Raw genomic sequence first — 19,798 nt, 5'->3', positions numbered from 1 at the left:
ACGGCTACCCGACTTTACGCCTGGATACAACCGTACATGACGTCACAGGCGCAGATAGTGGGGGCAAAAATCGGAGCTTCGCCCGGCAAGAGAACCGGGCGAAGGAATATCAAATAAGGTGGTGCGGAAGATCAGAAGGGCGAGTCCGGGAAGTAGTATCCCTTGGCATTATCCTTGGTCACCAGCGTCGCATCCAGCGTGTAGGTGCCATGGACAGGGATCTGGTCGTAGATGGCGGCTGCCGTCAGTTCCATTGCGGTACCCACCATCGACGGCGGATAGAGCACATCAACCGGGATCATCTTGTCGCCATCCATGACCTTCTTGATCATGTCCTTGGAGCCGGCGCCGCCGATGACATACTTGATATCGGTGCGCTTGGCCTGTTCGATGGCCTGCAGCACGCCGACAGCCATGTCGTCATCCTGACACCAGACCACATCGATCTTGGGGTACTTGGTCAAAAAATCCTGCATGACCTTGAAGGCATCGTCGCGGTTCCAGTTGCCGAACTGACGGTCCAGAACCTTGACCTTGGAGCCGGCAATCGCCTTGTCGAAACCATCCTGACGCTGCTGGTCGATCGGGATCGGCAGACCACGGATCACCACGACCTGCGCTTCCGGCGAGTTCTTCTTGATGTACTCGCCCGCCACCTGGCCAAGCGCCGGGTTGTTGCCGGCCACATAGAGATCACGCACGGAATTGTCGTTGGAGGATGGGGCGCGGTCCACGATAGAGACGAACTTGCCCTTGCCCTTCACTTCCTTGATCGCATTGACCAGAGGGTCCGGATCGGTCGGCAGGATGACGAGCGCGTCAATGCCCTGGGTTTCAAGATCCTGCAGCGCATTAGCCTGGGTTGCCGGATCCGGCGAGGTCTTGACGATGACCTTGAGGCCCGGATGTTCCTTCATCAGAAGCTGCGCCACGCGGTTGGCGTGATAGACGACGCCGGAAGTCCAGCCGTGGTCGGCGGCCGGAATGGAGACGCCGATGGTCTTTGTATCGGCAGCATTGACCGCTCCCGCGACCGCCGCAATGGCGAGCGCCAGGCCAAGAATTGTCTTGTGCATGTTCTTCCTCCCAGAAGACGGGGAATTGAAGGAGACGGAGCCGGGTGCCCCCCTGTCACACCCGGAGCCCAATCAGGCCTTGCGCGTCAGCGACCGCTGCACGAGCATGGCGATGATGATGATCGAGCCCTGGATGGCGCCGATCAGGTATTCGCTGATGAAGTTGGAGAGCAGCATGATGTTGCCGACCAGTTCGAGAATGAAGGCGCCGCAGATGGTGCCCCAGACGCGGCCGGCGCCACCCTTCAAGGCCGTGCCGCCGACCACGACGGCGGTGATTGCCTGCAACTCCCACAGAATGCCCGTGGTGGCTGACGTGGAGCCGAGGCGCGGCACATAAAGCAGCACGGCAATCGCCACGCAGAGCCCCTGGATGATAAAGGCAATGGTGCGCACGCGGTTGACGGCGATGCCGGAATAGCGGGCGACATCACGGCTGGAGCCGACCGCCGTGACATGCCGGCCGTAGCGGGTGCGATAAAGGATAAAGGCGGCAATCGCCGTGACGATCAGGATGACGAGGATCGGCACCGGCAGCCCGAGGACAGAACCGAAATAGGCCGGGCGATAAAGCGACTGCAATTCGGAGGAGCGCAGCGTGATCGCCCCGCCTTGGCTCAGCCAAGTCGTGAGGCCGCGATAGATGCCCATGGTGCCGAGCGTGGCGATGAAGGGCTCGATCCGCCCAACCGTGGTGATGAGGCCATTGGCCAGACCGCAGAGCGAGCCGATCACGACAGTCAGCACCATGGCCGCCGCCAGCATCAGGCCCGGATCGGCAATCACGCCGGAATTCATGAACAGTATCATCAGGCTGGCGACGAAGGCCACCATCGAACCGACCGACAAATCCAGATCGCCCGACGAGATGACGAAGGTGGCACCAACAGCGATGATGGCGATAAAGGCGCTGCGCGTCGCCACATTGGCAAGATTGGTGATGCTGATGAAATTGGGATTGACCAGCGCGCCGATGATGATCAGCAGCGCCAGCGCCGCAAAGGGCGCCACCGCGCGAAGATCCACATCCCGCCAGCTGCGGCGGCGGATGGTTGTGGCTTCACCGCCCGAATTGATGCTCATGGCCAAGTCTGTCCTCCCCGCGGTCTGCGCCGCCTTTAACTCTTGCATCCCCAAACGGCGTCAGCTCGCCTGTCTTCTCAGGCCCGCCGCATAGCGCATGATGGTCTGTTCGTTGATGTCATCACCCTCGAGCATCCCGACCAGATGCCCCTCGCGCATCACGGCAACCCGCGTGCAGAGCCCGATCACCTCGGGCATTTCCGAGGAGACGACGATGACGGAACAGCCTTCCCGCGCCAGCGCCGCGATGAAGTGGTAGATCTGCTGCTTGGTGCCGACATCGATGCCGCGCGTCGGCTCATCGATGATGATAATCTTCGGTCCCGTTTCCATCACCTTGGCCAGCATCAGCTTCTGCTGGTTGCCGCCGGACATGCGCCCGACCCTCACGCGATCATCGCGCACGCGGATATCGAAGCGGCGCTTGGCACGCGCCATCGCCTCGCGTTCGCTGGCCGGATCCAGATAGCCATAGCGCACGTGGCGACCGAGCGATTGCAGGGTTAGATTGGCCGTCATGCCCTCTTCCAGCAAAAGGCCTCGGCCCTTGCGATCCTTGGTCATATAGGCAAGCCCGCGCCGCACGCCTTCCATAAAATCGTCCGCCGCCAGCGGCGTGCCATGCACCAGCACCTCGCCGGAAAGGCGGGAGCGCAGGCCCGTGATGGCCTCCATGATCTCGGTTCTGCCGGAGCCGATCAGCCCGGAGAAACCCAGCACTTCTCCCTTGCGCAGATCGAAACTGACATCCTTCACATATCCGGTCGAAAGACCGCGAACGGAGAGCACGATCTCCTCATCCACATCGGGCTCATGCTTGGCGGGATAGAGGCTGGAAAGCTCGCGCCCCACCATCAACTGCGCGATCGCATCGCTGTCCAGGAGCCGCGTCGGCGCCGTCTTGATCCACTGCCCGTCACGCAACACGGTCACGCGATCCGTCAGCTCCATCACCTCGTTCAGCTTGTGCGTGACGAAAACGAAGCTGGTGCCCTTGGCGCGCAGCTTGCGCACCTGATCGAACAGGATCTCCGTCTCCTCGCGTGAAAGGACAGCCGTCGGCTCGTCCATGAAGATGACGCGGGCATCGCGGCTGATCGCCTTGGCGATTTCCACCATCTGCTTATCGGCCACCGCCAGCGAACTGATTAGCGCATCCTCATCCACATGCGAACCGAGCATATCGAGGATGCGGCGCGTTTCCGCCCGCATGAAGCGGCGATCCAGCACGCCGAAGCGCGTGACCTCGCGGCCGAGAAACAGGCTCTCGGTCACCGTCAGGTGTTCCGCCAGATTGAATTCCTGATGAATGAGGATGATGCCGAGCGCTTCCGCAGCGCCATTGGCCGGAAGCGATACCGGCTCGCCATCCAGAAGCAGACGACCGGAGGTCGGGCTTTCAAAGCCGGAGAGGATCTTGACCAGCGTCGATTTGCCGGCGCCGTTCTCGCCCACCAGCGCATGAATCTCGCCCGGCAGCATGTCGAAATCGACACTGAAGAGAACCTGAACTTCGCCGAAGCTTTTTGAAACGCGCTCAGCCGAAAGCACCGGCGCAAGCGCCTCCTCCCCATCCCTTGTCATGCAGTTCCTCCCGCGGCTCCTCAACCGCATATGAACATTGTGTAAACCTTTACATGGCCGATGTAAAGGTTTACACGACTGCATCATTGGGGATTGTCGAGCCAAACAACCATTTGGATGTTGCAGCCGGCCCCGGATCGCTTCAAGCCATTCCAAGCCCGTTCCAGAACCCGGATTGCGTCCCTTGTCGAATGCAGCGCCTGCCACGATCGAAGATGTCGCCCGCCTTGCGGAAGTCTCGATCGCGACTGTCAGCCGCGCCATCCACACGCCGGACAAGGTGGCCAAATCCACACGTCAGCGCGTGAACCAGGCGATCGCCATCACGGGTTATACGACCAATGCCATGGCGCGTTCGCTGCGCATGGGCCGCTCCAACATGATCCTCGTGCTGGCGCCCGATATCGGTGACCCGAACTTCTCCTCCATCCTGATCGGCATCGAGAACGAGGCCCGTGCCCACGGCTATGGCGTGCTCATAGGCCACACGCAAAACGACCCGGAGCGCGGGCTCGATTATCTGAAGTTTCTCAACTCCAACCAGGCCGCCGGTCTTGTGCTGTTCACCGGCCATGAGCCCTTCGGCCATCAGGAACTGGCACAGCGCCTGCCGCCGACGGTCGCCGTGTTCGAGCCGGTGTTCGGCGCCAAGGTCTCCTATGTCGGCGTGGATGATACGGCAGGCGCCCGCAAGGCGGCGGAATATCTGCTGGCGTCCGGCCATCGCTCCATCGCCTTCATCGGCGATTCCAAAACCAAACTCGGCCATGTCCGCCGCCGCAAGGGCTATGATCTGGCACTGGATGCCGCCCGCATAACACCCGACAAGCGCATCGTGATCGATGGCGAAGGCTCCGTCGAAAGCGGTCGTCTCGCCGTGGAACAGCTCTTTATGCGCGACACACTGCCCAGCGCCTTCATGTGCGTGAACGATGCGACGGCGGTTGGCGTCATCAACGGGCTCGCAGCCCGCGGCTATGACCTGCCCCGCGACTTCTCGGTGATCGGCTTCGATGATGTGGCCCAGGCCACCTATCTCAATCCGCCGCTGACGACTGTCCGCCAGCCGCGTTCCGCCATTGGGAGGCAGGCCATGGCGCTGCTCTTGAAACAGCTGGCGGAACCGGGCGAGAGCGTCGAGGAAATCCTGATCATGCCTGACCTGATCGTCCGCGGCTCCGTCACCTCGGCCATGCGGTCCCGCTGACATCTTGGCCTTCTCGGCTCAGCGGCCTATCTTGCCGTTTTGATTTGCAGCCCGGAGTTGGCATTGAGCGTCGCATTCACCAAGGAAGAAAGTTCGGAAACCGCAGCGGAAACCCTGCTGCCGGACCGGCCGATTTCGCCTCACCCGAATCTCGTCACCGCCGAAGGCTTGAAACAGCTGGAAGCGCAGGCGGAACAGGCGCGCGCCGCCTATCTGGCCGCCCAAGCAATCGATCATGTTAACGAGAAGCGCCGCCAATCGGCAGGACCACTGCGCGACCTGCGCTATTTCACAGAGCGCCTGCGCACGGCTCACGTGATATCGGAGCCGGAAAACCGCGATATCGTCGCCTTCGGCAGCACGGTGACGTTCGAGCGCGATGACGGACGCGTGCAGACCTACCGCATTGTCGGAGAGGATGAAGCCGATCCAAAGACCGGCTCCATTTCCTTCGTCTCACCCGTTGCCGCACGCCTGATGGGCAAGGCCGTAGGCGATGTGGTGACCGTGGGCGACCAGGAGCTGGAGATCACCGCGATTAGGTAAGGCATGGCTGGGGGAAGAGTATGACATTCATCATCCGGCCGGCCCGAGCTGAGGATGCTCCCGCCATGGCATATCTGATCAACGAGATCATCCAGCATGGTGGGACAACGGCGCACAAATCCCTCTTCGATACGGACCGCATCATGTCAGACTTTATCCGCCCGCATGCAGCCATCAGCTGCTTCGTGGCCGTCGCGGATGAGCGCGTTGTTGGATTTCAGGCGCTGGAATGGGCCGACCCGAACTGGCCAGGTGAAGACAAGAAGATACCAGCAGACTGGGGGATTATTGCAACCTACGTCCATAGATCATGCCAGGGGACTGGTGTCGGGCGTACACTTTTCAAGCACACGGAAGTAGCTGCGAAATCCGCTGGCGTCACCAGCATCGATGCCACCATTCGCAAGGAGAATGCTGGTGGCTTGCGCTATTACAGCAGCCTCGGCTTTCAGAACTACCGGGAAGGCTCTGAAACAATATCCAAGCAGTTTCTCGTCAGGCAGGCTCTCCCCGCATAGCGGAGAGAGCCTTGTTGAAACGCATTAAACGTAGCGGTTGACCACGTTTTCAAGATGCTCCTGCTTGCCGGACTTCGGCAGCGGGTTGATGTCATTGGCTTCGACGCGGGCGGCGATGGCATCGAGGCTTTCCTCGCCGCGCAGCACAGCCTGGTTCTCGGCCTTGCTCCAGCCAGCGTAACGATCCGCCAGCGGACCCGACAGCGCCTTGTCCTCGATCATCTTTGCCGCAGCCTTCAGGCCGCGAGCGCAGCAATCCATACCACCGATATGGCCGATCAGCAGGTCTTCCGGGTCGAGCGACTGGCGGCGAAGCTTCGCATCGAAATTCGTGCCGCCGGTGGTGAAGCCACCGCCTGCCAGAACCTGATAATAGGCCAGCGCCATTTCCGGCACGTTGTTGGGGAACTGGTCGGTATCCCAGCCGGACTGGTAGTCGTTGCGGTTCATGTCGATGGAGCCGAAGATGCCGAGCGCATTGGCAAGCGCCAGTTCATGCTCGAAGGTATGACCGGCGAGGATCGCGTGACCCTGCTCGATGTTCACCTTCACTTCCTTCTCAAGGCCGTAGTTCTTCAGGAAGCCATAGACGGTTGCAACGTCATAGTCATACTGGTGCTTGGAGGGCTCCTGCGGCTTCGGCTCGATCAGGATCGTGCCCTTGAAGCCGATCTTGTGCTTGTATTCCACGACAAGGTTCAGGAAGCGGCCCATCTGGTCCAGTTCCTTTTTGAGATCCGTGTTGAGCAGGGTCTCATAGCCTTCACGGCCGCCCCACAGCACGTAGTTCTCGCCGCCAAGCTTCTGGGTGGCATCGATGCAGGTCTTCACCGTTGCGGCGGCAAAGGCAAAGACGTCAGGATCGGGATTGGTGGCAGCACCGGACATGTAACGGCGGTGCGAGAAGAGGTTGGCCGTACCCCAGAGCAGCTTGACGCCGGTCTCTTCCTGCTTCTTGGCGAAGTAATCGACGATCTCGTTGAGGTTCTTCGTGTTCTCGGCAAAATTCTTGCCTTCCGGGCGCACGTCTGCGTCGTGGAAGCAGTAGTAGGGCGCACCCAGCAGCTGGAAGAATTCAAACGCAACATCCGCCTTCAGCTTGGCGGCATCCATCGTATCCTTGAACCAGGGACGCTCAAACGTGTTGCCGCCGAACGGGTCGGTGCCCGGCCAAACGAAGGTGTGCCAATAGGCAATGGCAAACCGCAGGTGATCTTCCAGGCGCTTGCCCAGAACCACCTCATCGGGGTTGTAGTGACGGAAAGCCAGCGGATTGGTGCTGTCCGGACCTTCATATTTGATCTTGGCAATATCGCCGAAAAAGCCTGTGCTCATGGGTCATCCTCCTGGATTGAAACTCGAACTCTTCGTTGCTTGGGGAGCTTTCACCCCCCTCTGTCCTGCCGGACATCTCCCCCTCAAGGGGGGAGATCAGATGTGGCACGCACACCACCCCACATCGTAACGTTCCCTCCGCAGTGGTCTTGAGGGAACGAGGCATTCTGGCCTGCTGCCGATCTCCCCCTTGAGGGGGAGATGCCCGGCAGGGCAGAGGGGGGGGCGCCTAAATCCTTCCTTAGTTCATTGTGGCCCTTATCGCCGGATACAGCGCACGATAGCGGCCGTAGGCCTCCTCGTAGGGCTGGGTGAGGGCAGTGACCGGTTCCACGGTTGCCGCAGTCGTTGGCTGCGTGAAGACGGACAGCGGATCGGCACCGGTCGCGGCAACCAGCCCCAGCCGCGCAGCGCCGAAGGCCGCGCCGAAATCGCCGTCGGCGGGAATATCGACGGGCACGCCGAGGGTCGTGGCAATCGCCGACAACCAGTAGCGGGAACGGGAACCACCACCGATCGCGGTGACGCGCTCAACACGCGTCCCGGCGGACTTCAGCGCTTCCATGGAATCGCGGATGGCGAAGGCAACGCCCTCCAGCACCGCCTGCGTCAGAACCGGGCGGCCGCTTTCATGGCCGAGACCGACGAATGCGCCACGGATCTTCGCATCATTATGCGGCGTGCGCTCGCCGGAGAGATACGGCAGGAAGGTGACGCCCGTCGGTGCGTTCAGCACCTCGCCCACTTCCGCGACCAGATCGCCGGCAGACTGTCCGGTCACCATCGCATGCCAGTTCAGCGCATCGGTAGCCGACAGGATGACGCCCATCTGGTGCCAGGTATTCGGCAATGCATGGCAGAAGGCATGAACAGCACTTTCCGGCTTCGGCAGATAAGAGCCATTGGCGGCAAACAGTACGCCGGATGTGCCGAGCGATACGAAGGCATGGCCTTCAGCCACGGTTCCCATGCCGCAGGCAGAGGCCGCATTATCCCCTGCCCCACCGGCGACAATCACGCCCTGTCCCATGCCCCATTGGCTGGCAAGTTCGCCGCGCAGGCGGCCCCCTTCCTGTGTGCCCTCGACCAGCGACGGCATGTGCTCTTCGCCGAGATCGGTCACGGCCAGCAGTTCCGCCGACCAGCGGCGGCCCCCGGTATCCAGCCAGGACGTGCCGGCAGAATCGGACATCTCCGAAATATGCTCACCCGTCAGCCACAGGCGCAGATAGTCCTTCGGCAGCAGAACCTTGGCGACCTTGGCGAAAATGTCAGGCTCATTGTTCTTCACCCAGGCGAGCTTCGGCGCGGTAAAGCCCGGAAAGACGATATTGCCAGTGATGGCCCGGAAGCGCGGATCGGCATCCAGCTTGGCCGCCTCGGCATGGGAACGAGTGTCGTTCCAGAGAATGCAGGGCCGCAGCACCTTGTCATCGGCATCAACAAGCGTCGCACCGTGCATCTGGCCGGAAAGACCGATACCCTTGACGGCGGAAAGCTCCGCGGGAAACTTCTGCTTCAGCCCGGCCACGGCCTCCTCGGTCGCGCGAATCCAATGCGAGGGCTCCTGCTCCGACCAGCCGGAGTGCGGACGCGAGACGTCCAGCCCGCCGCTGGCCGAACCGACAACGCGCTGATCGCCATCGATCAGCATGGCTTTGACGCCTGATGTGCCGAGATCGAGACCAAGATACATGGGGTTCCTCCTTTACCGCCTCTTCAGGGCAGATTGTCTTTCAAAAATATGTCGATGCGAATACGCTCCTGCGCAGCGATGACAGGCAGGCCATCGGCCTTCGCCTTCAGCACCCGGATCGCGCTTCGCACCTCATGGCCGGCATCCTGGTTGAGAACCGCATCGATGAGACCGGATTGCAGAGCGGCGCGCGTTGTCTCCGTCAACTCATGCGCAATCACCACCGGACGCTTATCTTCCGCCACGCCTTCCAGCGCCCTTACCAGCCCGCGATTGCCAGCGCCCAGGCTGTAGATGCCGACGATGTCGGCGTGATCGGCAAACAGCGCGCCGATGATCTGCTCCACGGTGCCGGGATCATCACGCCCCTCCAGCACCGGCAACAACTGGGCCTTGGGGAAGTTGCGAACCATCGCGTCCGAGAAGGCGTCGCAGCGTTCGCGATGATCGCGCACCAGCATCGAGCCCGCCAGCACGGCCACCTTCCCAGCTTGACCTCCGAGGAACCGACCGAGCAGGCTTGCAGCGGTTCGCCCGGCGGCGGCATTGTCGATGCCGGCGTAATGATCGCGCGCAGCACCGGAAAGATCTGACACGAGTGTGACCAGCGGAATGCCCTGCGCCACCACGCGCTCAGCCGCCGCCAGCACGTCAGGCGCATCAACGGCCACGAAGGCGATGCCTGCCGGTGCATCGGCCACCGCCTCATCCAGCGCACGCGCCAGAGCCACGGCATCGAAGGCAGGAACATCCACCAGCCGGATGGCGGTACGCTCCAGCACAGAGGACGCCTTTGCCTCATCCAGCGCGTGCCGCAAGCCACGCATGAAGGAGTTGTCATTGGAAGGAATGATGAAGGTCAACGGATACACGCGTCCCTTGGCCAGATTAGCAGCCCCGACATCCCGCACGAAACCGAGCTCGCTGACAGCGCGGTCCACCTTCTCGCGCGTTGAGATGCTCACGCCCGGCCGACGGTTCAGCACGCGATCGACCGTCGCCAGGCTGACGCCTGCATGGGCAGCGATGTCATGAACCGTCGGCTTCATGTTTCCTCCGCCGCCTGTCCTAAAGCAGTTCTTGAGGTACGTAAATCAGAATTTGATGTACGTACCTCTTTTATCGGTTTGACCCACATCAACGAACGAAATGCAAAGGAGGCCGCTGGCGAACCAGCGGCCTCCCCTCATGCGGCGGTGGATTCTGTTGCGGTCAGTGACCGCCACCACCACCCGGCGCGCCGCCGGATGGTCTGGAGATCATCATGACCAAAAGGATGAGGCTGGAAAACAGGATCGTCAGCCCCATGAAGATATCGATGAAAGACATGACCTGGGCCTGTTGCTTGACCATGCCCGCAAGCTTGGCCAGAGCGGCGGCATTGCCGTCCATGCCGAAGGCCGTGTAGTTGCCCGCGACGTTATTGAGCCATTCAAGTGCCGACGGATTGCCGAAGTTCACGTGTTCTGAAAGCCGCGCATAATGCTGATCCGAGCGTTGTGTGAGCATCGTATTGATGATGGCAAGACCGACGGCACCACCAAGATTTCGGGTCAGATTATAGAGGCCAGAGGCATTCTGGATGCGTTGCGGTGGCAGAGTGCCGAGTGCGACGTTGTTGATCGGGACCATGCAGATCATCAGCGAGCAACCGCGCAGGATTTGCGGCAGCATCAGCTCATAGAAATCCCAGTCCTTTGTCATACCAGTTGCGAGATAGGTGCCACAGGCAAATCCAAAGAAACCAATGCCCATCATGACTCGCGGATCGAGCTTCGTCGACAGCTTGCCCGCAATCGGAGCGGTCATGAACATTGCCAGACCAGAAACAAACATTGTTTCGCCGATCATAAGGGCGTCATAGCCACGGATACGGGCCAGGAACAGAGGGTATATGTAAGTAAGACCATACAACCCCACACCCATGATGAAGGAGAAGAGAGAGCCGAAAGCAAAGTTGCGGTTGGTGAACGCTTTCAGATCGACAACCGGAAAGTCCACCTTGAACGCACGCCAGAAGAAGACGACCGCACCGACGCTCATGGCGAGAGCACCCGCCACAATCCGCTCGTCGCTGAACCAGTCCTTGCTATTGCCTTCTTCAAGTACGTATTCCAATGACCCTAGGAAGACTGCCATGGACAACAACCCCCACCAGTCGAACCGTTTGATGAGGTCATGCTGCGGCTTGTCGAAATCGACGAACGTCCAGACCATCACGGTCACAAAGATTCCCGGCGGGATGTTGACCAGGAACAGCCAGTGCCATGAAAAGGCATTGCTGAGATAGCCGCCGACTGTCGGGCCAATCGTCGGCGCCAAGGTCGCAATCAGGCCGATGATCGGAGAGACGACCGAACGCTTCGACGGAGGAAAGATCGTAAATGCCGCAGCGAACACGGAAGGAATCATGCCGCCGCCGATGAAGCCTTGAATGGCGCGGTAGATGATCATCTGCTCGATGTTGGTGGCGGTAGCGCATAGCGCGCTCGACAGCGTGAAGCCAGCAGCGCAGATCGTGAAGAGAACCCGCGTGGAGAGAATGCGCGCCAGCGTGCCAGACAGCGGAATCATGATGACTTCCGCAATCAGATAGGAGGTCTGCACCCATGCCACCTCATCGGAGCCGGCGGACAGGCCGGCCTGGATTTCAGACAGCGACGCGGACACAATCTGAATGTCGAGAATCGACATGAACATGCCGATCACCATCGCGAAAAATGCGATCAGCTTGCGGCGATCCATGGGAGGATCGACAGGGCGGGCGGCTGCAAGTGCAGTCGTGGCAGCCATGGCACTTGTCTCCTAAGACAACGACCGCGATTAGCGCGCGGCGTCTCCACCGTTCGGTCCGGTACGAGTGTCGACGTCCGCCACCACGCTGAGCCCGGCGCGCAGGTAACCCTTGTCCAGAGCTTCCTTGGGAAGCGCGATCCGCACCGGAACGCGCTGAACCACCTTGGTAAAGTTGCCGGTGGCATTTTCCGGTGGCAGCAGCGAGAAAACCGAGCCAGATGCCGGAGATATGGATGTCACCGTTCCTTCGACCGGATGCTCATCAAACGCATCCACATGCACACGAACCTTGGAACCAATATGGATGCCGCTGATCTGTGTTTCCTTGAAATTGGCATTCACGTAAAGCTCGCTCATCGGCACCAGCGACGCAAGGCGCTTTCCCGCCGTCACGAAATCACCCGTATGAACAGAAAGATTGCCGATCGTGCCATCATACGGTGCCTTCAGCACGGTAAAATCCAGATCGCGACGAGCTTGATCAAGCGCAAGGCGACGTTGCGAAATGGTGTTGACCGCCTCACGACGCTGCGCACGCAGTAACTCGATGTTGGCCTGTGCAGAAGCAATGGCGGCCTGTCCGGCAATAAGATTGGCTTTTGCCTGGTCAAGTGCCGTCTGCGCCTTGTCAAGGTCGGCGGTCGTGCCAACAGACTTGGCAGCAAGCTCACTCGCCCGCTTCTGGCTGATTTCGGCACCGCGCAGCGTGGCTTCCAGCGCGCCCTGCTGGGCAATCGCTTGGTTTAGGCTCGCCTCGCCGCCAGCAATTTGCGCGTCGATCCTGGCCACGGCCAGGTTGGCGCTTTCTACATTGGCCAGCGCCTGTTCAACAGCAATATTGTAGTCGCCTTGGTCCAGCGTGACGAGGGGATCACCTGCCTTGACCTTCTGATTCTCAATGACGTTCACCTTCTGCACATAACCCGTCACCTTCGGCGAAATGACGGAGATATCGCCGGAAATGTATGCATCATCGGTCGAAACCAGGAACCGACCATCCGTCCACCAGTTATGGCCATACCATCCGGCAGCGCCGATGGCTGCAATCACAAGGATCGGCAGGACGAAACCGCGACGTTTCTTGGCAGGCGCAGCGGGCTGAGAAGACGCTTGGGGGGCTCCCGTGGAAGCTGCCGGAGACTTCTCAGCCGTGGCATCTCCCTTGCGGGACTCCGTCTCTTTCGACTGTTCGTCATCTGCAGCGACAGGACGAAGAGATGCCTTGTTAACAGATGCGTTCATAGTCTCATGCCAATCATAGCTAGGTGGGCCTCGATCGAACCGATCGGTTTGATGCGACTTGACATAGAGAGTTTATTCGCTCACATCAAGTGCCATCGAACCGATCGGTTCGAAATTTCGTTAACAGCAGGATATCGGATGCAGGTTAAGAGTCCCGTACAGTGCGAGGGGAATTCCACCAGCGGTCGCTTTGCCGCTGGCGAAGATCCCGCAAAGCGCGAGCAGATTCTTGACGGCGCCAAGCGGGTCTTCATGAAGCTGGGCTTTGACGCTGCCAGCATGAACGACATTACCCGCGAGGCGGGCGTATCCAAGGGTACGATCTACGTCTATTTCAACGGTAAGGATGATCTGTTTTCGGCCATCATGGAGCGCGAACGCCAACGGCTCGCACATTCTATGGAAGATATCCTTGCCGGTCGTGAAGACGTACGGGACGGACTTTACCGCTATGGCATGGGATTCATTGAACGGATCACCAGCGAAAGCTCAATTTCCGCATTGAGGACTATGATTGCGGTCGTGCCGCGAATGCCTAATCTGTCGCGGAATTTCTTCCAGAACGATAGCTTCAACGTCCGTACCGTTCTGGAAAGGTTTATCGAGCGGCAAGTGGAGCGTGGCGCCCTGAGCGTTGCCGACGTAACATTGGCTGCCCGACAGTTCATCGAGCTTTCCGGCGGCTCATTCTTCAAGCTGCGGCTTTTCGGAGATCTTGCCGATCCACCATCGCAGGAGGAAATGCACAACTCCGTCACCGCGGCGGTTCATGTCTTCATGTGTGCCTATGGCGCAAATAAAAAAGAAGGCATGCCGGAATAAAATATTGCCTGCTTGCGTACATCGCTCATTGGCTTGAACTTCGACGTTGACGGCCTACATCGCGGGCGTCTGACTTTCCGGGCGCAAGAGGATAAATCATGCAGGATATACTTACGCTTGTGCAAGACCCGGCTGCCTGGGTTGCACTCGTGACTCTGGTCGTCATGGAAATCGTGCTCGGCATCGACAACCTGATCTTCATTTCCATCCTGACGAACAAGCTGCCGCCTGAAAGCCGGGAAAAGGCACGCCGCATCGGTATCGGCCTGGCTCTTGTCATGCGACTTGGCCTGCTCGGCACGGTCGCCTGGATCGTCCAGTTGACCAATCCAATCTTCACGGTGTTCGGTCACGACTTCTCCTGGAAGGATCTGATCCTCATCGCCGGCGGTCTCTTCCTCGTTTGGAAAGCAACGAAGGAAATCCATCACAGCGTTGATCCGATCGATCACAAGGACAACATGGTCGGCGGTGCGGCGTCGATCACCTTTGGCGCAGCCATCAGCCAAATTCTTCTGCTCGATCTGGTCTTCTCGGTGGACAGCATCATCACGGCGGTCGGCATGACGCCGCATCTGCCAATCATGGTGATCGCGGTCATCGCTGCCGTCGCGGTCATGCTGCTGGCCGCAAACCCGCTGGCAAACTTCATCGAGAAGAACCCGACCATCGTCATGCTGGCGCTTGCCTTCCTGCTGATGATCGGCACGACGCTGATTGCAGAAGGCATGGGCTTCCACGTCCCCAAGGGTTACGTCTATGCCGCCATGGCTTTCTCCGCGCTGGTCGAGGCGCTGAACATGCTGGCACGCAACGCTCGCCAGCGCAAAAGACAGTCCGGCCATTGATGATTGGCGGATGGGCGAAGGGAACCAATGAGGCACTTCCGCATTAGAGAGACCTCGACTTCCCTTCGCCGGCTTGCCCCGGCTCTCCGACCGGACAGGCATGACCAGCCAGCAAATTCTCGCCTTCGTCGTCATTGCCTGCATGATGGCAGTGTTCATCTGGGACCGCTTCCGCTACGACATCGTCGCTTGCTGCTCGCTTGTAGCGGCGGTGGTGGTGGGGCTCGTACCCGCGGACAAGGCATTTTCCGGCTTTTCCGATGATATCGTCATCATCGTCGGCAGCGCCCTGGTGGTCAGCGCCGGCGTTGCCCGGTCCGGCGTCGTCGATCGGGTCATCAAGAAGTTCTTTCCCAATCTGAATTCGGTGCGCACCCAGATCGCGCTGCTGATGATCTCGGTGGCGGTCATGTCCGCCTTCATTAAGAATATAGGCGCGCTGGCGATCATGATGCCGGTCGCCTTCCAGTTTTCGCGACGCTCAGGCGTCTCCCCGTCTCGCTATCTGATGCCCATGGCCTTCTCCGCCCTGCTTGGCGGGTTGATGACGCAGATCGGGACGTCGCCGAACATTGTCGTCTCCCGACTGCGCGGCGAGATGACCGGCACGCCTTTCACCATGTTCGACTTCACACCCGTTGGCGGTCTGCTGACCTTGGTCGGCGTGATATTCCTGCTGTTCTTCCACTGGCTGGTTCCCGATCGGCGCAAGCAGTCCAATAGCTTGGAAGAGGCGACGGAAATCTCAAACTACGCGGCAGAAGCGACCTTGGGCGAAGATTCGACGCTTGTCGGGAAGCCGCTGGGTGATCTCATCAAGCTCGGGGACAACGAAGTGGCCGCCACTGCCATCCTACGCGGGCCGCGCCGCATGGCACCGATCCCCGATCTTACGCTTCGCACAGGCGATACCGTCATTCTGGAAGGCCGTTCGCAGGCGCTCGACCGCATCATCTCCGGCGCCAGACTTCAGCTCTCCGGCAAGCCGCTGAAGGACGGCGACCAGGATCTGATATCCATCGAGGCGGTGATATCGCGACAGTCTCCGCTGGAAGGCCTCACCGTTCGCGAAATAGCCCTCTCCTACACACGCGGCATAAATCTGCTGGCCGTCAGCCGGCGTGGCGAGCGCGTTCGGGAACGCCTGCGCGATCTCGTCCTGAAGGAAGGTGATGTCCTGGTGTTGCAGGGGCACCGCAACAATCTGCCAGGCACGCTGCAAGAGCTTGCCCTGCTGCCGCTCGCCCAGCAGGAAGTGATGCTGGGCACGCAACGCCATGCACTGGTGCCGATCGCAATCCTGGCGCTCGCCATGATCACGACAGCGCTGGGTTACGCACCGGTCGCCGTCGCCTTCTTTGCGGCAGCGCTCGGCATGGCCGTCTTCAAGGCGGTTCCGCTGAACGACATTTACAAGGCCGTGGACGGCCCAATCCTCGTGATGCTGGGAGCCTTGATCCCGGTTTCGGATACGTTGCGTACGACGGGTGGGAGTGAGCTGATTGCCCATTGGCTCGGCTCAGTCGCACACAGTCTGCCGCCCTTTGCCGCTCTTGGCCTCATCCTGATTACAGCCATGGCCGTGACCCCCTTCCTCAACAATGCCGCCACCGTGCTTGTGATGGGCCCGATTGCCGTGAGCTTCGCAACCACGCTTCACTACCGCCCGGAAGCCTTCCTGATGGCGGTTGCGATCGGCGCCGGCTCCGACTTCCTCACCCCCGTCGGCCATCAGTGCAATACGCTCGTCATGGGACCGGGAGGATACAGATTCAGCGACTATCCCAGATTGGGCCTACCGCTTTCCTTCCTCATCATACTTGTCAGTGTGCCTGCGCTTATGTGGGTCTGGCCGCTGCAATAGCCTTTCAGCCCTAAAAATCTTGACGCTTGCAGCGGAATGTGTCCTAAGGCCAGCCAATCCCTATAGTGAGGCGCGTGCCATCAGGCGCGCCATTTTCCTTGATTTGAGCAGGCACTCATGAGCACTTCAGGCGTCCGCGTCCGTATCGCACCCTCCCCCACCGGCGAACCGCATGTCGGCACCGCCTATATCGCGCTGTTCAACTATCTCTTCGCCAAGAAACATGGCGGCGAATTCATCCTGCGCATCGAGGATACGGATGCGACGCGCTCCACCCGCGAGTTCGAGGAAAAGGTTCTGGACGCGCTGAAATGGACCGGCCTCACCTGGTCGGAAGGTCCTGATGTCGGCGGGCCCTATGGTCCCTATCGCCAGTCCGACCGCAAGGACATGTACCAGCCCTACGCGCAGGACCTCTTGGACAAGGGCCACGCCTTCCGCTGCTTCTGCACGCCCGAGCGTCTCGAGCAGATGCGCGAAGCACAGCGCGCTGCCGGAAAGGCCCCGAAATATGACGGTCACTGTCTGAACCTGACGGCCGAGGAAGTCACCTCCAAGATGGCGGCAGGCGAAAGCTCGGTCATCCGCATGAAGATCCCGACCGAAGGCTCCTGCGATTTCCACGACGGCGTCTATGGCGATGTGTCGATCCCGTGGGATAGCGTCGATATGCAGGTGCTCATCAAGGGCGACGGCATGCCGACCTATCATATGGCCAACGTCATCGACGACCATCTGATGAAGATCACCCATGTGGCGCGTGGCGAAGAGTGGCTCGCCTCCGTGCCGAAGCATATCCTGCTCTATCGTTACTTCGGCTGGCAGGAGCCCGTGTTCATGCACCTGTCGCTCATGCGCAATGCCGACAAGTCGAAGCTTTCGAAGCGCAAGAACCCGACCTCGATCTCCTATTACTCGGCGCTCGGCTATCTCCCGGAAGCGCTGATGAACTTCCTCGGCCTGTTCTTCGTCCAGATCGCGGAGGGCGAAGAACTGCTGACCATGGAAGAGCTGACGGAAAAGTTCGATCCGGAAGCACTCTCCAAGGCTGGCGCGATCTTCGACATCCAGAAGCTTGACTGGCTGAACGGCCGCTGGCTGCGCGAAAAGTTGACGCCGGAGCAGTTCCTGGCTCGTACCTTCGAATGGGCATCGGAAAACCAGCGCCTGACCGAGGGGCTGAAGCTGGCACAGAGCCGTGTCTCCAAGCTTGGCGAACTGCCGAACCTCGCAGGCTTCCTGCTGGCCAATGACGTCGGCCTGACGCCCGCCTCCTTTGGCGGCCTGAAGACCTCGCCGGCCGAGACGCTTGAGATCATCAACACCGTTCAAGCTGATTTCGAGAAGATGCCGGAATGGACGGTCGAGAGCATCGACCAGGAACTGCGCGCTGTGGCCGACAAGCTCGGCAAGAAGCTGCGCGTCGTCACACCGCCGCTCTTCGTTGCCATGTCCGGCAGCCAGCGTTCTCTGCCGCTGTTTGATAGTATGGCGCTGCTCGGCCGCTCCGTCGTGCGCCAGCGCCTGAAGATTGCCGCAACCGTGGTGGCCTCCATGGTGGGCGCTGAGAAGTAAAGGCATATGTGACGGGTCCCCTCCCCCTTGTGGGGAGGGCTAGCCGAGCCCGCCGCACCGGCAGAACAAAACAACCAGCCCCAAAAGGCGATAACCGATGACCGAACAGAAGACCGAAACCGCCCTCTCCTCAGACGCCACCGAAGTGCGCCGCCAGAAACTGGCGCTGCTGCGCGACAAGATCGGCGACGTCTATCCCGCCCATTTCCATCGCACGATGACCAATGCGGAACTGGCGGAGAAATACGAGAGCCTGGAAGCTGACGTTGAGACGACCGATATCGTCACCGTCGCTGGCCGAGTCTATTCCTCGCGTAACTCCGGCATGTTCATGGATATCCGCGATGCCTCCGGCAAGGTGCAGATCTTCTCTCACAAGGATACGACACCGGAAGCCGCTCGCGATATGCTGTCGATGATCGATATCGGCGACATCATCGGCGTGACGGGCGTAGTCCGCCGCACCAAGCGCGGCGAGCTGACGATCAACGCGCATGAAATCACCATGCTGACCAAGTCGCTGTTGCCGATGCCGGAAAAGTGGCACGGCGTCTCCGACATCGAGCTGCGCTACCGCAAGCGCCATCTCGACATCCTGTCGAATGACGAGAGCAAGCTGCGCTTCCAGCAGCGCTCGAAGATCGTGTCCGGCTTCCGCCGCTTCCTGGAGAGCGAAGGTTTTCTCGAAGTCGAAACCCCGATGCTACAGACGGTCTATGGCGGTGCGACCGCCGATCCGTTCAAGACCTTTCACAACACGCTGAAGATGGACATGTATCTGCGCATTGCGCCAGAACTGTTCCTGAAGCGCACGCTCGTGTCTGGGCTCTCCGACAAGGTGTTCGAGATCAACCGCAACTTCCGCAATGAAGGCGTCTCCACAAGGCACAATCCAGAATTCACGATGATGGAGTGCTATTGGGCCTATGCCGATTACGAGGACATGATGGCGCTGGTTGAGCGCCTGTTCGAAAACCTCGCCACCACCATTCACGGCACGACCGATGTGGTGTTCGGTGACAAGACGCTTTCCTTCAAGGGTCCGTTCAAGCGCGTGCCCATGCCTGACGCCGTCAAGGAAGCGACCGGCATCGACTTCCTCGCGATCAAGACGGATGAGGAAGCACGCGCCGCCGCCAAGGCAGCCGGTTTCGAGGTCGAGAAGGACTGGACCTGGGGCGAATGCCTCGCCTTCATCTTCGAAGAAAAGGTCGAGGGCACGCTGATCCAGCCGAGCCATGTCACGCATTTCCCCAAGGACATCTCACCCTTTGCCAAGGAAGTACCGGGCGAGCCGCGCCTCGTGGAACGCTTCGAGACCTACTGCAACGCCTGGGAAGTGGGCAACGCCTTCTCCGAATTGAACGATCCGGAAGAACAGCGCCGCCGCATGGAAGAGCAGCTGGAACAGGCGCACGCGCGTGGCGAGAAGGACAAGCAGCTGGACGACGAGTTCCTCGACGCCATCGACCAGGGCATGCCGCCTGCCGGTGGTCTCGGCATCGGCGTCGACCGCCTGATCATGCTGCTCACCAACGCACCATCAATCCGCGACGTGATCCTCTTCCCGGCGCGCCGCAACAAGGCCGACTGATCCTTCGCGGAT

Annotated in this window: 16 protein-coding genes; 8 read left to right on the top strand and 8 right to left on the bottom strand. The window is 60.2% G+C overall.

The window, feature by feature from the left end; genetic code table 11:
- Positions 1–131: 131 nt before the first annotated feature.
- The 3 genes from Q2T52_RS19775 to Q2T52_RS19765 form a co-directional block, all read right to left on the bottom strand.
- Positions 132–1,076, bottom strand: coding sequence for a substrate-binding domain-containing protein (locus tag Q2T52_RS19775; protein WP_302078558.1), 945 nt, complete (start codon positions 1,074–1,076; stop codon positions 132–134).
- A 72-nt stretch (positions 1,077–1,148) separates the two neighbouring features.
- Positions 1,149–2,159 carry an ABC transporter permease gene (locus Q2T52_RS19770; protein ID WP_302078557.1) on the bottom strand — a complete coding sequence of 337 codons (1,011 nt, stop codon included), beginning with the start codon at positions 2,157–2,159 and terminating at the stop codon, positions 1,149–1,151.
- A gap of 60 nt (positions 2,160–2,219) precedes the next feature.
- Entirely contained in the window at positions 2,220–3,743 is a 1,524-nt protein-coding gene (locus Q2T52_RS19765) for a sugar ABC transporter ATP-binding protein (protein WP_302078556.1), read from the bottom strand.
- 184 nt (positions 3,744–3,927) lie between these two features.
- Between Q2T52_RS19765 and Q2T52_RS19760 the strand changes: the two genes are divergently transcribed.
- From Q2T52_RS19760 to Q2T52_RS19750, 3 genes are all read left to right on the top strand, one after another.
- Positions 3,928–4,950 (top strand): LacI family DNA-binding transcriptional regulator, encoded by a 1,023-nt coding sequence (locus tag Q2T52_RS19760; protein ID WP_302078555.1) that lies wholly within the window; start codon positions 3,928–3,930, stop codon positions 4,948–4,950.
- A 63-nt stretch (positions 4,951–5,013) separates the two neighbouring features.
- On the top strand, positions 5,014–5,496 hold the full coding sequence (gene greA / locus Q2T52_RS19755; protein ID WP_302078554.1) for a transcription elongation factor GreA: 483 nt from the start codon (positions 5,014–5,016) through the stop codon (positions 5,494–5,496).
- Between the two features lie 20 nt (positions 5,497–5,516).
- Positions 5,517–6,014, top strand: a complete 498-nt coding sequence (locus tag Q2T52_RS19750; RefSeq protein ID WP_302078552.1) for a GNAT family N-acetyltransferase — start codon at positions 5,517–5,519, stop codon at positions 6,012–6,014.
- Between the two features lie 24 nt (positions 6,015–6,038).
- Here the strand turns inward: Q2T52_RS19750 and xylA are convergent, their stop codons facing one another.
- The 5 genes from xylA to Q2T52_RS19725 all read right to left on the bottom strand — a co-directional run bounded on the left by xylA (position 6,039) and on the right by Q2T52_RS19725 (position 13,083).
- A complete protein-coding gene (gene xylA, locus Q2T52_RS19745; protein ID WP_302078551.1) occupies positions 6,039–7,349 on the bottom strand; it encodes a xylose isomerase in 1,311 nt (436 codons plus the stop codon).
- A gap of 241 nt (positions 7,350–7,590) precedes the next feature.
- Positions 7,591–9,045: a xylulokinase gene (xylB, locus tag Q2T52_RS19740; RefSeq protein WP_302078550.1), complete on the bottom strand. Its 1,455-nt coding sequence runs from the start codon at positions 9,043–9,045 to the stop codon at positions 7,591–7,593.
- A 23-nt stretch (positions 9,046–9,068) separates the two neighbouring features.
- Positions 9,069–10,094 carry a LacI family DNA-binding transcriptional regulator gene (locus Q2T52_RS19735; protein ID WP_302078549.1) on the bottom strand — a complete coding sequence of 342 codons (1,026 nt, stop codon included), beginning with the start codon at positions 10,092–10,094 and terminating at the stop codon, positions 9,069–9,071.
- A gap of 163 nt (positions 10,095–10,257) precedes the next feature.
- Entirely contained in the window at positions 10,258–11,838 is a 1,581-nt protein-coding gene (locus Q2T52_RS19730; protein ID WP_302078548.1) for a DHA2 family efflux MFS transporter permease subunit, read from the bottom strand.
- Positions 11,839–11,868: 30 nt separating this feature from the next.
- Positions 11,869–13,083, bottom strand: a complete 1,215-nt coding sequence (locus Q2T52_RS19725) for an HlyD family secretion protein (RefSeq protein WP_302078547.1) — start codon at positions 13,081–13,083, stop codon at positions 11,869–11,871.
- Positions 13,084–13,221: 138 nt separating this feature from the next.
- On the opposite strand from Q2T52_RS19725, the gene Q2T52_RS19720 reads away from it, so the two are divergent.
- From Q2T52_RS19720 to lysS, 5 genes are all read left to right on the top strand, one after another.
- Positions 13,222–13,905: a TetR/AcrR family transcriptional regulator gene (locus Q2T52_RS19720; protein WP_302078546.1), complete on the top strand. Its 684-nt coding sequence runs from the start codon at positions 13,222–13,224 to the stop codon at positions 13,903–13,905.
- Between the two features lie 98 nt (positions 13,906–14,003).
- Complete coding sequence (locus Q2T52_RS19715; protein WP_302078545.1) at positions 14,004–14,753, top strand: TerC family protein; 750 nt, start codon at positions 14,004–14,006, stop codon at positions 14,751–14,753.
- Between the two features lie 100 nt (positions 14,754–14,853).
- Entirely contained in the window at positions 14,854–16,617 is a 1,764-nt protein-coding gene (locus Q2T52_RS19710) for an SLC13 family permease (protein ID WP_302078544.1), read from the top strand.
- A gap of 117 nt (positions 16,618–16,734) precedes the next feature.
- Positions 16,735–18,192, top strand: a complete 1,458-nt coding sequence (gene gltX, locus Q2T52_RS19705; protein ID WP_302078543.1) for a glutamate--tRNA ligase — start codon at positions 16,735–16,737, stop codon at positions 18,190–18,192.
- Between the two features lie 97 nt (positions 18,193–18,289).
- Positions 18,290–19,786: a lysine--tRNA ligase gene (lysS, locus tag Q2T52_RS19700; protein WP_302078542.1), complete on the top strand. Its 1,497-nt coding sequence runs from the start codon at positions 18,290–18,292 to the stop codon at positions 19,784–19,786.
- The last annotated feature ends 12 nt before the right edge of the window (positions 19,787–19,798 follow it).

Source organism: Rhizobium oryzicola (assembly GCF_030504645.1).
GTDB lineage: Bacteria > Pseudomonadota > Alphaproteobacteria > Rhizobiales > Rhizobiaceae > Neorhizobium > Neorhizobium oryzicola.
Note: the sequence above shows the minus strand (reverse complement) of the source record. Positions and strands in the feature narration are given on the sequence as shown.

Excerpts from the sequence above, each read along its gene's own strand:
- Q2T52_RS19725 (WP_302078547.1), bottom strand. The coding sequence starts at position 13,083 with ATGAACGCATCTGTTAACAAGGCATCTCTTCGTCCTGTCGCTGCAGAT.
- Q2T52_RS19720 (WP_302078546.1), top strand. The coding sequence starts at position 13,222 with ATGCAGGTTAAGAGTCCCGTACAGTGCGAGGGGAATTCCACCAGCGGT.
- Q2T52_RS19730 (WP_302078548.1), bottom strand. The coding sequence starts at position 11,838 with ATGGCTGCCACGACTGCACTTGCAGCCGCCCGCCCTGTCGATCCTCCC.
- Q2T52_RS19715 (WP_302078545.1), top strand. The coding sequence starts at position 14,004 with ATGCAGGATATACTTACGCTTGTGCAAGACCCGGCTGCCTGGGTTGCA.
- Q2T52_RS19765 (WP_302078556.1), bottom strand. The coding sequence starts at position 3,743 with ATGACAAGGGATGGGGAGGAGGCGCTTGCGCCGGTGCTTTCGGCTGAG.
- xylA (WP_302078551.1), bottom strand. The coding sequence starts at position 7,349 with ATGAGCACAGGCTTTTTCGGCGATATTGCCAAGATCAAATATGAAGGT.
- Q2T52_RS19770 (WP_302078557.1), bottom strand. The coding sequence starts at position 2,159 with ATGAGCATCAATTCGGGCGGTGAAGCCACAACCATCCGCCGCCGCAGC.
- Q2T52_RS19735 (WP_302078549.1), bottom strand. The coding sequence starts at position 10,094 with ATGAAGCCGACGGTTCATGACATCGCTGCCCATGCAGGCGTCAGCCTG.
- xylB (WP_302078550.1), bottom strand. The coding sequence starts at position 9,045 with ATGTATCTTGGTCTCGATCTCGGCACATCAGGCGTCAAAGCCATGCTG.
- lysS (WP_302078542.1), top strand. The coding sequence starts at position 18,290 with ATGACCGAACAGAAGACCGAAACCGCCCTCTCCTCAGACGCCACCGAA.
- Q2T52_RS19710 (WP_302078544.1), top strand. The coding sequence starts at position 14,854 with ATGACCAGCCAGCAAATTCTCGCCTTCGTCGTCATTGCCTGCATGATG.
- gltX (WP_302078543.1), top strand. The coding sequence starts at position 16,735 with ATGAGCACTTCAGGCGTCCGCGTCCGTATCGCACCCTCCCCCACCGGC.
- Q2T52_RS19775 (WP_302078558.1), bottom strand. The coding sequence starts at position 1,076 with ATGCACAAGACAATTCTTGGCCTGGCGCTCGCCATTGCGGCGGTCGCG.
- Q2T52_RS19750 (WP_302078552.1), top strand. The coding sequence starts at position 5,517 with ATGACATTCATCATCCGGCCGGCCCGAGCTGAGGATGCTCCCGCCATG.